The sequence below is a fragment of the Pseudomonas sp. P4_C3 genome (genome assembly GCF_056402075.1).
This window is the reverse complement of the sequence record NZ_JBFUIC010000117.1, coordinates 1-14802: the sequence shown is the minus strand read 5'-3', so window position 1 is coordinate 14802 and position 14802 is coordinate 1. Positions and strand designations below refer to the sequence as shown.

The 14802-nt window shown below is 61.4% G+C and carries 14 protein-coding genes; 4 read left to right on the top strand and 10 right to left on the bottom strand.

The window, feature by feature from the left end:
* Positions 1-108 precede the first annotated feature (108 nt).
* Positions 109-1344, top strand: a complete 1236-nt coding sequence (locus tag AC1DVH_RS18385; protein WP_477755006.1) for a TIGR03862 family flavoprotein — start codon at positions 109-111, stop codon at positions 1342-1344.
* A 121-nt stretch (positions 1345-1465) separates the two neighbouring features.
* On the opposite strand, the gene AC1DVH_RS18380 is transcribed toward AC1DVH_RS18385, so the two are convergent.
* Entirely contained in the window at positions 1466-2806 is a 1341-nt protein-coding gene (locus tag AC1DVH_RS18380) for a DEAD/DEAH box helicase (protein ID WP_477755005.1), read from the bottom strand.
* Between the two features lie 65 nt (positions 2807-2871).
* Entirely contained in the window at positions 2872-3804 is a 933-nt protein-coding gene (yedA, locus tag AC1DVH_RS18375; protein ID WP_477755004.1) for a drug/metabolite exporter YedA, read from the bottom strand.
* 165 nt (positions 3805-3969) lie between these two features.
* Here yedA and AC1DVH_RS18370 point away from each other — a divergent pair, with 165 nt between their 5' ends.
* Positions 3970-4422, top strand: a complete 453-nt coding sequence (locus tag AC1DVH_RS18370) for an Lrp/AsnC family transcriptional regulator (RefSeq protein ID WP_477755003.1) — start codon at positions 3970-3972, stop codon at positions 4420-4422.
* A 108-nt stretch (positions 4423-4530) separates the two neighbouring features.
* On the opposite strand, the gene AC1DVH_RS18365 is transcribed toward AC1DVH_RS18370, so the two are convergent.
* The 3 genes from AC1DVH_RS18365 to AC1DVH_RS18355 all read right to left on the bottom strand — a co-directional run bounded on the left by AC1DVH_RS18365 (position 4531) and on the right by AC1DVH_RS18355 (position 6551).
* Positions 4531-5142: a 3'-5' exonuclease gene (locus AC1DVH_RS18365; protein WP_477755002.1), complete on the bottom strand. Its 612-nt coding sequence runs from the start codon at positions 5140-5142 to the stop codon at positions 4531-4533.
* Between the two features lie 22 nt (positions 5143-5164).
* Positions 5165-5644 carry a LabA-like NYN domain-containing protein gene (locus AC1DVH_RS18360; RefSeq protein WP_007990686.1) on the bottom strand — a complete coding sequence of 160 codons (480 nt, stop codon included), beginning with the start codon at positions 5642-5644 and terminating at the stop codon, positions 5165-5167.
* A 124-nt stretch (positions 5645-5768) separates the two neighbouring features.
* Positions 5769-6551 carry a DUF2076 domain-containing protein gene (locus AC1DVH_RS18355; protein WP_477755001.1) on the bottom strand — a complete coding sequence of 261 codons (783 nt, stop codon included), beginning with the start codon at positions 6549-6551 and terminating at the stop codon, positions 5769-5771.
* Between the two features lie 179 nt (positions 6552-6730).
* On the opposite strand from AC1DVH_RS18355, the gene AC1DVH_RS18350 reads away from it, so the two are divergent.
* Together AC1DVH_RS18350 and AC1DVH_RS18345 are read left to right on the top strand one after the other, a co-directional pair.
* Complete coding sequence (locus AC1DVH_RS18350) at positions 6731-7405, top strand: YciC family protein (RefSeq protein ID WP_477755000.1); 675 nt, start codon at positions 6731-6733, stop codon at positions 7403-7405.
* A gap of 66 nt (positions 7406-7471) precedes the next feature.
* Positions 7472-8551 (top strand): endonuclease/exonuclease/phosphatase family protein, encoded by a 1080-nt coding sequence (locus AC1DVH_RS18345; RefSeq protein ID WP_477754999.1) that lies wholly within the window; start codon positions 7472-7474, stop codon positions 8549-8551.
* Between the two features lie 135 nt (positions 8552-8686).
* Here AC1DVH_RS18345 and AC1DVH_RS18340 read toward each other — a convergent pair whose 3' ends face one another.
* The 5 genes from AC1DVH_RS18340 to AC1DVH_RS18320 form a co-directional block, all read right to left on the bottom strand.
* Positions 8687-9520: an ABC transporter ATP-binding protein gene (locus tag AC1DVH_RS18340; RefSeq protein ID WP_477754998.1), complete on the bottom strand. Its 834-nt coding sequence runs from the start codon at positions 9518-9520 to the stop codon at positions 8687-8689.
* Positions 9508-10311, bottom strand: coding sequence for an ABC transporter permease (locus AC1DVH_RS18335; RefSeq protein ID WP_007990681.1), 804 nt, complete (start codon positions 10309-10311; stop codon positions 9508-9510). The genes AC1DVH_RS18340 and AC1DVH_RS18335 overlap by 13 nt, the downstream gene beginning before the upstream one ends.
* An 8-nt stretch (positions 10312-10319) precedes the next feature.
* Positions 10320-11306: an ABC transporter substrate-binding protein gene (locus AC1DVH_RS18330; RefSeq protein ID WP_477754997.1), complete on the bottom strand. Its 987-nt coding sequence runs from the start codon at positions 11304-11306 to the stop codon at positions 10320-10322.
* Positions 11307-11698: 392 nt separating this feature from the next.
* On the bottom strand, positions 11699-13069 hold the full coding sequence (locus AC1DVH_RS18325; protein ID WP_477754996.1) for an aspartate aminotransferase family protein: 1371 nt from the start codon (positions 13067-13069) through the stop codon (positions 11699-11701).
* A gap of 21 nt (positions 13070-13090) precedes the next feature.
* Positions 13091-14581, bottom strand: coding sequence for an aldehyde dehydrogenase (locus AC1DVH_RS18320; protein ID WP_477754995.1), 1491 nt, complete (start codon positions 14579-14581; stop codon positions 13091-13093).
* Positions 14582-14802: the final 221 nt, after the last annotated feature.

Genomic DNA, 14802 nt, shown 5'->3' with positions numbered 1-14802 from the left:
ATCCAACATCCATGTATCTGACACACCGCAATCGCGAGCAAGCTCGCTCCCACAGGGGACGGGGCTGGTAGAATGCCCGGCTTATCCCGTCAGACCGCAGCGCACCCCATGACCCAATCCTCGCCAGCCCTCCCCCCTCACGTCGCCATCATCGGCGGCGGCCCCGCCGGTCTGATGGCGGCCGAAGTGTTGAGCCAGGCCGGGATCAAGGTCGACCTGTACGACGGCATGCCTTCGGTCGGACGAAAATTCCTCCTGGCCGGCGTCGGCGGCATGAACATCACTCACTCTGAAGCCTACCCGGCGTTTCTCTCGCGCTACGCCGAACGCGCCCCGCAGATCGCCCCGCTGCTGCGCGGCTTCGGTGCCGATGCGCTGTGCCAATGGATTCACGAGCTAGGCATCGAAACCTTCGTCGGCAGTTCCGGCCGGGTATTCCCCACCGACATGAAAGCCGCGCCGCTGCTACGCGCCTGGCTCAAGCGTCTGCGCGACAGCGGCGTAGTTATCCACACCCGCCACCGCTGGCTCGGTTGGGACGAGCGTGGCGGATTGCGCATCGACAGCCCGGAAGGCGAAAAGACCGTTCAAGCCGATGCCACCCTGCTCGCCCTCGGTGGCGGCAGTTGGTCTCGGCTGGGCTCGGACGGCGCGTGGATGTTGTCGCTGGAGCAACACGGCGTGGGACTGGCGCCGTTGCAACCCAGTAATTGCGGCTTCGAGGTACAGGCCTGGAGCGAATTGATGGTCAGCAAATTCGCTGGCGCGCCGCTGAAAAACATCGCCATTGGCCTTAACGATGACGTGCCGCGGCTCGGCGAATGTGTGATTACCGCCACCGGGATCGAGGGCAGTCTGATCTACGCCCTGTCGGCAGCGATCCGCGAGGCGATCAACCGGCACGGTTCGGCAACGATTCATCTGGACCTGTTGCCGGGCCGGCCTGTGGATAAAGTTATGGCGGCGTTGAGCAAACCCCGGGGATCGCGCTCCATGGCCAAGCACCTGCACAGTCAGTTGGGTATCGATGGGGTCAAAGCGGCGCTATTGCGTGAACTGACCGGCGTCGACTGCTTTGCTGACATGGCCTTGCTGGCCAACGCGATCAAGGCATTGCCCCTGACGCTGGTGAAAACCCGTCCACTGGATGAGGCCATCAGCAGCGCTGGCGGTGTGTTGTTCGAGGCGATGGATGAGCGATTGATGCTCAAGCAACTGCCTGGCGTGTTTTGCGCCGGGGAAATGCTCGATTGGGAAGCGCCGACCGGCGGCTATCTGCTGACCGCGTGTTTCGCCAGTGGGCGAGCGGCCGGGTTGGGGATGGTGGAGTGGTTGCGGCGCTAGGCTGAAGACCCAATCGTACCCATCGCGAGCAAGCTCGCTCCTACAGGGGGTCTGCGTTGTCCACAAATCCCCTGTAGGAGCGAGCCTGCTCGCGATAGCGGTCTAGCCGACGCTGCAGCTATTAAGGCTTGCGCTTACGCGGCCCGGTATTGAACACCGGCACCTTGCGCACAGGCTTGATCGAAGGCTCCGCCGGCGCAACCTCTCCGCTATCCACCCACTTACCCAGATTGCGTTTACCACCGCCACCACCGGAAGCCTTGGGCTTCTTCGGTTTCTTCGGCTTCTTGACGACCTGGCCACTGGCATCGGTGTCCGGTACGCGGTGCTCGGGCTCGAAGTCCGGCTCGTTCTGCCGCTTCAAGGTCTGGCGGGTCAGCATCTCGATAGCCGACAGCAGATTCACTTCATCGGCGCAGACCAGGGAAATCGCCTCGCCCGTCGAACCCGCGCGGCCAGTACGACCAATGCGGTGGATGTAGTCTTCGGCGACGATCGGCAAGTCGAAGTTGACCACCAACGGCAGGTCTTCGATGTCCAGGCCACGGGCCGCCACATCGGTGGCGACCAGGATCTGCACTTCACTCGCCTTGAAGCGGTCCAGTGCGCGCTGACGAGTCGCCTGGGGTTTGTCGCCGTGGATGCCGTCAGCGTTGATGCCCAGACCCTGGAGTTTATCCACCAGCGCGTCCACGCCGTTGCGGGTCTTGGCGAACACCAGCACCTGCTTCCACTTGCCCTTGCGCATCAGGTGCACGAACAGTTCCGGCTTGCGCTTCTTGTCCACCGTCACGATCCATTGCTTGACCGTATTGGCCGCGACGTTGCGCGGGCTGACTTCGATGCTCAGCGGGTCGTTGAGCATCTGCCCGGCCAGCAGGCGGATGTCATCGGAGAAGGTCGCGGAGAACAACAGCGTCTGACGCTTCTTCGGCAGCGCGCGGTAAATGTTCGCCAGCTCCTCGGAAAAGCCCAGGTCGAGCATGCGGTCGGCTTCGTCCAGCACCAGGGTCTGCAACTGGTTGAACTTCAGCGCGTTCTGGCGGAACAGGTCGAGCAAGCGGCCCGGGGTCGCCACCAGCAGATCGACACCGCTGCGCAGTTTCATCATTTGCGGGTTGATGCTGACGCCGCCGTACACCGCGTAAGTACGCAGCGGCAGGTTTTCGGCGTACTGGCGCACGGCTTCGTGAACCTGCTCGGCCAGTTCGCGGGTCGGCACCAGGATCAGCGCGCGCACCGAGTTGGCGGTGACTTTCGGCCCTTCCATGGCCAGCAGTTGCAACAGCGGCAGGGCGAAACCGGCGGTCTTGCCGGTGCCGGTCTGGGCCGCGGCCATCAGGTCGCGACCGGCCAGCACCGCCGGAACGGCTTGCGCCTGAACCGGCGTCGGAGTCTGGTAGCCGAGCGTCTCAAGGGAGCGCAGCAAGGGTTCGATCAGGCCAAGGGTGGCGAAAGTCATGGGAGTACCGTAGGAAAATTCAGCGCAGTTGTGCAAAACGAGTGTGCAATGGCGCGCAGTTTACCCTAATTCACACGGGATTCTGTCGGTACTACCGTCGCCACCACTGGCCGCGCTGGCGTGCGACGCCACTGCGGCAGGCCAATCAATACTACGGCGCTGATGATTACCGCCATCGCCAGGGCTTCTTCGATACCGATGGTTTCGCCGACGAACACGATCCCCAGCAACACAGCCACCGCCGGGTTGACGTAGGCATAACTGGTAGCCGCCGCCGGGCGCACGTGTTTCAACAGGTACATGTAAGCGTTGAAGGCAATGATCGAACCGAACACGGTCAGGTAGGCCAGCGCGGCCCAGCCTTCGATCGGCGGCATCTTTTCCAGGTGTTCACCGCTTACCGCGCTGCCAATCAGCAGCACCACGCCGCCCACCAGCATTTCCACGGCACTGGCCATTGCGCCCTGAGGCAATGGCAGATGCTTGCTCCACACCGAGCCGAAAGCCCAGGTCGCCGCCGCGAAAATCAGCAGGGCCGCGCCCAGCGGGCTCGATTGCAGGTTGGAGCCGAGATTGAGCATGGCAATACCGATCAGCCCGAGCACGATCCCTGCCCATTCGAGACGGGTATTACGTGCACCCCAGAAATAGCCGCAGAGCAAGGTAAACAGCGGCACCGTCGCCACCGCTAACGCGGCGACACCGGAAGCCACACCGGTGTGCTCGGCAACACTGACCGCGCCATTACCACAGGCGAGCAGCAACACACCGATAACCCCGGCGGCCTTCCACTGTGCCCAGGTCGGCGCCGGTGCCCCTCGCCAGCGCAGGAAGGCGTACATCAACGTTCCGGCGATGACGAAGCGGATGCCGGCAAGCAGCAGTGGCGGCCAATATTCCACGCCGATGCGGATCACCAGGTAGGTCGAGCCCCAAATCACATACAAGGCGAAGAAGGCAGCGATCAAGGGTAAGGGAAAGCGACGAAGGCCGGACATGGGGCAGCTCACAGGCAAGGACAAGTGAACGGCTATTCTAGAAAGGCCAGCGTCGAAAAATAAGTTACAAAACCTGTTTAAAGCGCCAGTACACTTTTCAAAACACGGAGTTAAGCGCTATAAACCGTGTTTTCGAAAGTCGGTCATTATCAGGAGTCACCCCCGATGGATAAGTACGACCGCATGCTGCTCAGCGCCCTGCTGGAAAACGGTCGCGCGTCCTACGCGGACCTTGCGCGCAAGGTCAACCTGTCCGCCCCCGCCGTGGCCGAGCGCGTGGCCAAGCTCGAAGCCAGCGGTGTGATCACCGGCTATCAGGCAAAGGTCGACATGGCCAAGCTCGGCCTGCCGATCCAGTGCGTGATCGAACTGCGCCTGAACCAGCACGGCAACCAGAAAGCCTACGACGACCCGATCAAAATCCCGCAATTGACCGAATGCCATCGGGTGACGGGTGACCCATGCGTGATCATGCAAGCGGCTGTGGGCTCGATGCCGGAGCTGGAAGAACTGATCAACCGGATCGCAACGTTCGGGTTCAGCAAGACGTCGATTGTGTTGTCGAGTGCCATCGAGAAGCGGGTGCCGCTGGGGCATATCGAAGGCAATGGCAAATAGATTTTCTGTAGGAGCGAGCTTGCTCGCGATGGTATTTCAGGCGCCAAGTAGTGTCGGCTGTACCTTTTTCGCGAGCAAGCTCGCTCCTACAGGGGTTATGCGGTGTATTCAAAAACCGCGATAGCGCTTGAGGTGTTCGTTCACCTTCGCCGCCGGAACCTTCTGCAACTTGCACAACAAGTCATGGGACAGCTCGCGCAAGCCATGCTTGTGCCGCAACTCCTCGGCCAGGTGCGCCGTCAGGTTGGCCGCCATCTCGGCATCGGCCATGGCCCGGTGGGCCTTGCCGGTGTGGGGCAAGTTGGCGAATGTGGTGAGGGTGCCGAGCTTGTGGTTCGGCGCGGCGGGCATCAGCCGGCGGGCCAGTAGCAGCGAGCAGGCAAAGTTCTGCAAGCGGGTGCGTTTGATTCGCCCCAGTTCGAAGTCCCAGAACTTCTGGTCGAATGCGGCGTTGTGCGCCAGCAGTGGCGTGGTGCCGACGAATTCATTCACTTCGTTCATCACCTGCTCCGCCGACGGCGCCGTACGCAGCATGGCGTTGCTGATGCCGGTGAGTTGCTCGATGAAGGCCGGGACGCGCACACCGGCGTTCATCAGGCTTTGGTAACGCTCGACGATGCGCCCCTGTTCAAGGATCACCACGGCGATTTCCGTGGCCCGGCAGCTGCTGCTCGGGGAGATCCCGGTGGTTTCGAAGTCGATGACTGCTATGCGTTCCAAACCTGGTTCAACTCCGTAAAAATCAATTCTTGAGCAGCAACGCGCCTTCGATCGGCACGTAGCGGCTGGCGGCGCGGATCAGCGAGTTCGCCGTCAGGCCCGGCACGCCGTAGGCCACCGCCTGCACCCCGTGCTTGCTGATGATGCGTTCCAGCAGCATGTCGAAATCACCATCGCCGGAGGCCAGGACGATTTCATCGACATGGTCGGCGGCATCCATGATGTCGAGAGTAATGCCCACGTCCCAGTCGCCCTTGGCCGAACCATCGCTGCGCTGGATGTACGGCTTGAGCTTCACGGTGAAACCGAGGTTGCGCAGGATCTGCTGGAACTGCTGCTGTTTGCTGTCGCCACGGTCGATGGCGTAGGCGTAGGCTTCGACGATCTCGCCCTGTTTGCTGATGTCAGCCCACAGTGCGGCGTAGTTGAAGTGGCAACCATAAGCCTGACGCACGGTGTAGTAGAGGTTCTGGACATCGGCGAACACTGCGATTTTTTTCACCGGCTTTCCTCAAGGCTGAATCAGGCACCAGGCCCGAAAGGTCGCCCAGTATGCCAGCCCAATGGATTGTTCCGCGAATAATCAGCTATGTGGCAAGGGAGCAAGCTCCCTTGCCACATATGTGTCAGACGAAGGAATCGTCGTCGCCGCCGAAGAACGATGAGTTGTCATCGCTGTAGTCGGCGTCGCTGAACCCGCCCTGATCGTTGCCGTAGGAGTCGTTACCGGCCATGCGCTGGTCATCGCCCCAGCCATTGTTGCCCTGGTCATTGACCTGGGCCGGCTCTTCCTTGATGACTTCGACGACTTCCGGTTGCTGATTGTGATGGAACAGGCTGCTGATGCCTTGCGCCAGCATCACGCCACCCGCCACGCCGGCGGCGGTTTTCAGCGCACCACCGAGGAAACTGCTGCCGGCCGCTGCCGGAGCCTGCTGTTGCGGCGCATAGCCTTGCTGTGGAAAGTTCTGCTGTGGGGCACCGAAGTTCTGCTGTGGCGGTTGCGAACCGAACGACGAGCGTCCCGGCTCACGCCAGCCACCGCTCGATGGCGGTGCGCTCTGGGTGGGTGCCGGTTGTGGATCACGGGAAGCGCCACCAAAAATACTCGACAAAAAGCCACCGCTACTCGGAGCCGGAGCCGGGGCTGCCTGAGCCTTGACCTGTTGCAATTCGGCCTGCAGCTGCTGGACTTGCCGGGTCAGTTGCTGGTTCTGCTCGTCGAGGCTCTTGATCGCCGCCTCTTGCACCAGAATCGCCTGGGTCATGAAATAACCTGCCGCCGGCTGGCGCGTCAGGTGTTCCTTGATCCGCGCCTCGGCCAGGGCGTCGCGCGGGGCTGAGTCCGTTTCGGCCTGTTGCAGCCGGGAAAACAGTCCATCGATCAGGGTTTGTTCTTCGCTGTTCATGGCGACCTCGTAGATTGCCGGGGGAAATCGTTGCCCTTTTCCACTGAGGATAAGGTGCTCGACCTTAATGGAGGCTGAAACAAGATGTTTCAATGACCTTTACCGAACGTTTACGTTTGCGTCCCCGAGCACTTGATCGGTTAAAGTGAGCCACTGCTTCCTACCTGCGATACCCACTGATGAATCCGTTAGATGTCCTGCGTGACTCGCTGTATTTCTTCAAGCGCAATCTTGGCCAGATCGTGCAGCTGTGCCTGCCGCTGGTGATGCTTGAGGCGCTGCTGCAACAAGTGGTCGACCACTCCACGGAGCCGGACAGTTTCCCCGGCATCAGCGTGATTGTCGGCTTGCTGGTGTACCCGCTGTACACCGCCGCGCTGATTCTGTTTCTCGACGCCCGCAGCCGCGGCGAGTCGCCGCGCAACCGCGACCTGCTGGCGACGGCGGCGAGCCTGTGGCCACGCTTCGCCCTGCTGACGGCGCTCAATACCGTGCTGATTCTGCTGGGCCTGTCACTGTACTTCCTGCCGGGTATCTACCTGATGGTGACCCTGGCATTTGGCGAATACCTGCTGGTGTTGCGTGGCCTGGCGCCGCTGGCAGCCATGAAGGAAAGCCTGCGCATGACCAAAGGTCATTTTCTGCGCATCCTGCTGTGCATCCTGAGTGTGATGGGGCCGTTGTGGCTGCTCAAGGGGGCCACCCTGGCGGTGTATCCGGAACCGCAAAACCCGGTGATCTCGCTGCTTATCGACAGCGCCCACAGTTTCCTGCAGCTGTTTACCAGCGTGGTGCTGTTCCGTCTGTTCATGCTGATCAACCCGTTGACTGAAAGAAATGACAGCTCGCTCTGACCTTGGGCGCGACCATCGCTCTCGGGTATGCTCGGGAACAATTTTGTAACGCCAATAAGCCGAGCCATGACCCGTCTACTGCGCTACACCCTGCTGGGACTGCTGATCGTGATCGGCCTGATCGCCGTGATGATCTACAGCCTGACCTGGCGCCCCGACGCCAAAGAAGTTTTGCCAGTCAGTTGCAGCGCCCAGGCACCCACCCTGGTCCCCGGGCAGGCGTTGAAGGTGATGACCTGGAACGTCCAGTACCTTGCCGGCAAGCGTTACGTGTTCTGGAATGACCTGGCCGCCGGTACCGACGAACGTCCCACAGCGGAAGACATGGCTTTCAGCCTCGACGAAGTGGCGCGGGTGATTCGCGACGAACAGCCGGACATCGTGCTGTTGCAGGAACTGGACGACGGCGCCAAGGCCAGCGATTACCAGCACCAGTTCAAACTGCTGCAAGAACGGCTCRCCGACTTGTATCCCTGTGGCACCAGCGCSTTCGACTGGAARGCCGACTTCGTGCCGAACCCGCACATTTTCGGCAGTGTCGGCCGGCAACTGGCRACYCTGAGCCGTTACCAGATCGAACATRCCGAACGSCTGCAACTGCCMATMGCCTCGGGMAATCCGSTCAGCAGCCAATTCAAACCCAAAGACGCCTTGCTGGTGAGCTACTTGCCGTTGAGTGATGGCGGACAATTAACAGTGCTCAATACCCATCTGGACCGCGCCACCCAAGCTGACAATACCTTGCAAAACCAGGTGACCGCCGTGGCCAGGGCCCTCGATAAACTCGAAAGCCGTGGCACGCCGTGGCTGATCGGTGGGGACTTCAACCTGTTACCCCTGGGCCAGTATCGGCGCCTGTCCGATGCGCAACGCGCACCCTACTCCGCCGACAGCCCGCTACACCTGCTGTGGGACAAGTACCCGATGATCCCGAGCAACAACGAAGCCAGTGGTATCGACCGCGAACGCTGGCTGACCCATTACCCGAACGATCCCGGGCTGAACGGACCGGACCGGACCGTCGACTACCTGTTCTACAGCCCGCGGATCAAACGGGTGGAGGCGATGGTGCGGCAGGACGATACGTTGCGCATCTCCGATCACCTGCCGGTGATTGCGCGGTTCCTGTTGCCGGCTGCACCCTGACACCTCACTCCAGTCAGACACAKAMCCTGTGGGAGCGAGCTTGCTCGCGATAGCGGTTCATCAGACACAGATGTGTTGAATGTGCCGCCGCCATCGCGAGCAAGCTCGCTCCCACAGGKTMTGTGTATGCCCGACTTAATGCACCTCCTCCAGATCATCATGCAGCAACCCGAAGATCTCGCGCTTCATCTCGATGAACGAGCGCTCCATGACCATGTCCAGGTTGCGTGGACGCTCAATCGGCACATCCAATATCTGTTTGATCCGGCCAGGTCTGGCGCCCATGACGTAGACCCGATCGCCCAGCAGAATCGCCTCGTCGATGTCGTGAGTCACGAACAACACGGTCTTCTTGCTGTTGCCCCACACCCGCAGCAACAACTGCTGCATTTGCAGGCGCGTCTGGCTGTCGAGGGCGCCGAAGGGTTCGTCCATCAGCAGGATCTGCGGGTCGTTCGCCAGCGCCCGGGCAATCGCCACGCGTTGCATCATCCCGCCAGACAGCTGCTTGGCGTAGTTGTCGGCAAAGCCGCTCAGGCCCACCTCATTGACGTAGTAATCGACGATGTCCTTGCGTTGCGCCGCTGGCATGCCGCGCCGCTTGAGGCCGAACTCGACGTTCTGGCGCACCGTCAGCCACGGGAACAGCGTGTAGCTCTGGAACACCATGCCGCGATCCGCACCGGGGCCTTCCACCTGTTGGCCGCCGACGTAAATCTCGCCTGATGTCGGTTCGGCCAGGCCGGCGGTGAGGTATAGCAGGCTCGACTTCCCGCAACCCGAAGGCCCCACCAGTACCGCAAATTGCTGGTCCGGCACCTCGAACGACACTTCCTCCAACGCGGTAAAGGTACCGCCATCGGGCTTCTTGTAACTCAGGCTGACCTTGTCCACTTGCAGCCGTGGCGCGTTCACCGGGGCAGCCTGAGGGGCGGTAAAACGATGAGTGGCGGCGGTTACTGAGCCCATGCGGTAATCCTCAGGCGTAGGAAACGGAACAGTTGATCGGTGACCAGGCCCAGCAGGCCGATGATCGCGATGGCCAGGAAAATCACATCCACCTGAAAGCCACGCATGGCCTTGAGGCTCAGGTAACCCAGGCCACTGGAAGCGGCGACCAGTTCAGCCACCACCAGGTAAGTCCAGGCCCAGCCCATGGTCACCCGCAAGGTGTCGAGCACGCCCGGCAGGGACGCCGGGGCGATCACATGCAGCACCGCGTCACGACGGTTCGAACCGAGGGTATAGGAGGCATTGATCAGGTCCTTGGAGATGCCTTTGGACACGTCCGCGATCATCACCAGTTGCTGGAAGAACACGCCGAAGATGATCACCGACACCCGCTGCTCCAGACCGATGCCGATCCACAGGATGAACAGCGGCACGAACGAGGTCACCGGCAGGTAGCGAATGAAATTCACCAGTGGTTCAAGGAACGCCTGGACGATGCGGAAGCTGCCCATCAGCAGTCCCAGCGGCACCGCCACCAGGGACGACACGATGAAACCGACCATCACCACTTCGACACTGGCCCACACATGCTGGCCGAGGGTGCCGTCGCGCCCCAGGCGCACGGCGGCCTCGACCACCGCGCCCGGCGTCGGCAGGAACATGCCCGGCACCACGCCACCGTAGGACAAGCCGGCCCACAGGCCGACCAACAGCACCCAGGCCAGGCCGCTCGCGCTCCAGATCACCGAGACCGGCAAACCGGTCTTGGGCGTGATGCAGCGGCTCAGCCATGAATTGCGCTTGAACATGCAGCCTCCTAGAGCGGGGTGACGAAGCGGTTGTCGATCAGGTCGTCATTGCTGACGTTGTAAGGCTTGCCTTGCAGCTCGCTGGCGGTCTCGTTGGCCAGCTTGATCAGCGGCGCGCTGTCACCCGGCTTGCCCGGTGCGCCCAGAAGTTTTTCGCTCATGGCCTGATCGTAGAAGCGCACGCCCTGGGCGGCGGCTTCGAGCTCCTTCGGATCGGCCAGATAACCGCCAACCCCCTTGGCCATGATTTTGTAGGCTTCCTGCGGATGATCCTTGGTGTACTGCACGGCTTTGTACAAACCGGCCACCAGGGCCTTGACGTCTTCCGGCTGTTTTTCGATCACAGTGCAATTCAGTGCGACCACGTCGACGATCACCCCCGGTGTGCTGCTGCTGTCGATCAGCACCTTGCCCTGTTTCTTGTCGCGAACCATCGACAGGTGCGGCTCCCAGGTCACGGCGGCGGGTACGCGACCGGCGATGAACGCCGTGGCGGCATCGTCGGCCGTCATGTTCTGCACGGTGATGTCGCTCATTGTCATGCCGTTCTTCTTCAGCAGATACGACAACCAGAATTGCGAGGTCGAACCTTCGTTTACCGCCACGGCCTGGCCCTTGAGCTCTTGCAGGCTCTTGACGTCCTTGCCCACCAGCACGCCGTCGCCACCATGGCTGTCATCCAGCGCGGCCACGGCCTTGAAGCAGAATTGCGGGCGATACTTGAGCACCTCGTCGATGGTCGACGCCGAGCCGGACAACTCGCCGGAAGCTTGTGCGGCCATGTACATCGCCGCTTCCTCGACCACCGGCAATTCGACGGTCAAACCGTTTTCCTTGAAGTAGCCAAGGTCCTGGGCCAGGTACAGGGTACCGTAGCCGACCCAGGTGGTATGACCGATGGACAGGGTGCCGGCCTGGGCGCTAGTGGCGACCGTCGCGGCGATGGCGGTGACCGCCAGTGGATGGGCAACGCGGGTAAGCAAGGACTTGATCATGGAGCACTCCCAAAGCTGTTGATTTAGTTTTGTCATGGGCAGTACGGCCAACGGCCCTCATGCAGCTGCGGCCTGTGGTCTCTGATGGACCCTTCGGCGTGCAGCATTGGGCTGGCTGGAGAGATCGATGTTGGCCCAAGGGCGGGATTAGGAAAATGAGGAAATATGTGGATGCGAACGATGAAAAAACTCGTTAGCGCGCACCGTCAAAAGGCGCTATTTACGGGATTGCTCTAGGTGGGTGCAAGACGATCGAAATGTGTTGAATAGGCCATAGCATTCGCGGGCAAGCCCGCTCCCACAGGTTATGTGTCGTGCCCAAAACGTGCGACCGACACAAATTCTGTGGGAGCGGGCTTGCCCGCGAAGAGGCCCGCAAGAGCGCTACAAAGTCAGAGCCGGCCGTATTCCTGCGCCGTACGATCCATCGCTTTCAGGGTCTTGCTGATCAACTCGTCAATCTCTTCACGACTGGCAATCAACGCCGGCGCCATGATCATCCGCCCCAAGGTCGAGCGAATGATCACCCCTTCCTCAAAACCAATCGTACGGCAGCGCCAGGCAATGTCGTTCTCGTTGGCAAAACGCTTGCGGCTGTTTTTGTCTTCGGCCAGTTGCAGCGCCGCGACCATGCCGGTGCCCTGGATATCGCCCACCAGCGGGTGCTTGCCGAACACTTCGCGCAGGCACTGTTGCAGGTACGGGCCGATGTCATCCTTGACCCGCGTCACCACGCCTTCATCGCGCAGGGCCTTGAGGTTGGCAATCGCCACCGCCGCCGCCACCGGGTGCCCGGAATAGGTCAGGCCGTGGGCGAACACACCGCCCTGCTCCACCAGCACCGAGGCCATTTTTTTCGACAGGATCAAGCCGCCCATGGGGATGTAGCCCGAGGTCAAACCCTTGGCGATGGACAGGGTGTCCGGCTCGAAACCGAAGTACTCGTGGGCGAACCATTCGCCGGTGCGACCAAAGCCACCAATCACTTCATCAGCGCACAGCAGCACATCGTACTTGCGGCAGATGCGCTGGATTTCCGGCCAGTAGCTTTCTGGCGGGAAGATCATACCGCCGGCACCCTGGAACGGTTCGGCGATGAAGCCTGCGACCTTGTCGGCGCCCAGTTCGAGAATCTTCGCTTCCAGTTGCTGTGCCGCACGCAGACCGAATTCGGCCGGAGTCAGGTTGCCCTCGTGGGCGAAGAAGTACGGCTCGTCGATGTGCTCGATGTCCGGAATCATGCCGCCCATTTCGTGCATGAACTTCATGCCACCCAGTGCCGTCGCAGCCAGGGTCGAACCGTGGTAACCGTTCCAGCGGCCGATCATGATTTTCTTCTCGGGCTTGCCGAGCACCTGCCAGTAGCGACGCACCGTGCGGATCAATACCTCGTTGGCTTCAGAGCCGGAGTTGGTGTAGATCGCGTGGCTGTAGTGACCCGGCAGCAGGCTGAACAGCAGCTCGGACAGCTCGATCACCTGCGGGTGGGTGGTGTGGAAAAACATGTTGTAGTACGGCAGCTGCTCCAGTTGCTGGCTCGCAGCAAAGGCCAGGTCCTTGCGCCCGTAACCGAGGTTGGTGCACCACAACCCGGACATGCCGTCGAGGTAACGCCGGCCATCGTTGTCCCACAGGTGCAGGCGCTCGCCACGGACCATCACCCGTGGCCCCTCGTCATTGAGGGCTTTCTGATCGACGAACGCATGGATGTGGTGCGCAGCGTCGGCGGCCTGGTAGTCGCGGGTTTCACGTGGTGTGGTCATCGCCAGTTCTCCGTTTTGTTATCAGCGCAATTGAAACCAGGTGGTCTTCAACTGGGTGTATTTATCGAATGAATGCAGGGACAGGTCGCGGCCGAAACCCGACTGCTTGCCACCGCCAAAAGGTACGGTCACGTCCAGTGCATCGACGCTGTTGACCGACACCGTACCGGCCCGCAATTGTCGGGCCACACGATGGGCGCGGTTGAGGTCGTCGGTCCACAGTGAAGCTGCCAGCCCGTAGACGCTGTCGTTGGCCAAGTGCAAGGCATGGGCCTCGTCGTCGAACGCCGTGACGGCCAGCACCGGGCCGAACACTTCATCGCGAAACAGCGGCATGTCCGGGGTCACGCCGGTAAAAATCGTCGGCTGAATGAAGTTGTCCGAGCCGTTGAAGATCGACTGCCGACCGCCACAAACCTTGGTCGCGCCTTGCTGCTCGGCCTGCTGGATGAATTTCATGATGCGCGCGGTCTGACGGCTGTCGACGATGGCCCCGGCGGCGCTCGACGGGTGCAGCGGATCCCCCGGCAACCAGCGCTCGGCCTGGGCCTTGAGGCGTTCGACGAACTCGTCATGAATCGAGCGTTGCACCAGCAGCCGCGAGTTGGCCGAGCAGACTTCGCCCTGATTGAAGAAGATGCCGAACGCGGCTTTCTCGGCGGCCAGATCCAGGTCCTGACAATCGGCGAACACCAGGTTCGCGCTCTTGCCGCCGCACTCCAGCCACACTTGCTTGAGGTTCGACTGGGCCGAGTACTGCATGAAATACTTGCCGACTTCGGTGGAACCGGTGAACACCAGGCAATCGACGTCCGGGTGCAGGCCGAGGGCCTTGCCGGTCTGCTCGCCAAGGCCCGGCAGCACGTTCAACACACCCGCTGGTACACCGGCTTCCAGCGCCAGCTCCGCCAGGCGCAGGGCAGAAAAAGGCGACTGCTCGGCCGGTTTGAGGATTACCGAGTTACCGGCGGCCAGGGCCGGGGCGAGTTTCCACGCAGCCATGTCCAGGGGGAAATTCCACGGCACCACGGCCGCCACTACGCCCAGGGCTTCACGGGTGATGGTCGCCAGCACGTTCTGCGCACTCGGCGCGACCTGATCGTAGAGTTTGTCGAGGCTTTCGGCGTACCAGCGGAACACTCCAGCGGCACCCGGCACGTCGATGTTGTAGGCATCGGCGACAGGTTTGCCCATGTTCAGCGAATCGAGCAGTGCCAGCTCTTCACGGTTTTCGAGAATCAAGTCGGCCAGGCGCAACAGCACTTGCTTGCGTTCGGTCGGTGAGCGCGCTGCCCAGGTACCCGCCTCGAAGACCTGCCGCGCATTACGCACCGCCGCGTTCACGTCTTCCTCGCCACATGCCGCGACATTTGCCAGGCATTGACCGGTGGCGGGGTTGATCGCTGCGAAAGTCTGCCCCGACTGCGCCCCACGGTGCTGGCCGTCGATCACGGCATGGTCGGGAAACCGCAGGGATGCGACTTTGCGTTGCCAATACTCAAGCTCGAACACGTTCAGATGCTCCAGAGGACATTCTTGTGTATTGGATAGTCGCTCAGGCCCAAGCGGTGGAAAACCAGTAAAAATGTGTTCGCAGGCCAAGAAAAAACTACGTAGCCAATCTCCCTTCTGGCGCAGCATGTGGTTATTGTTCAACCACAACAAATCGCTGCCCGAGCGGATAGGGGTGGCGCGCAAATTGCCAGGATGCCTGATCTGTTCTCCCCCCGAGG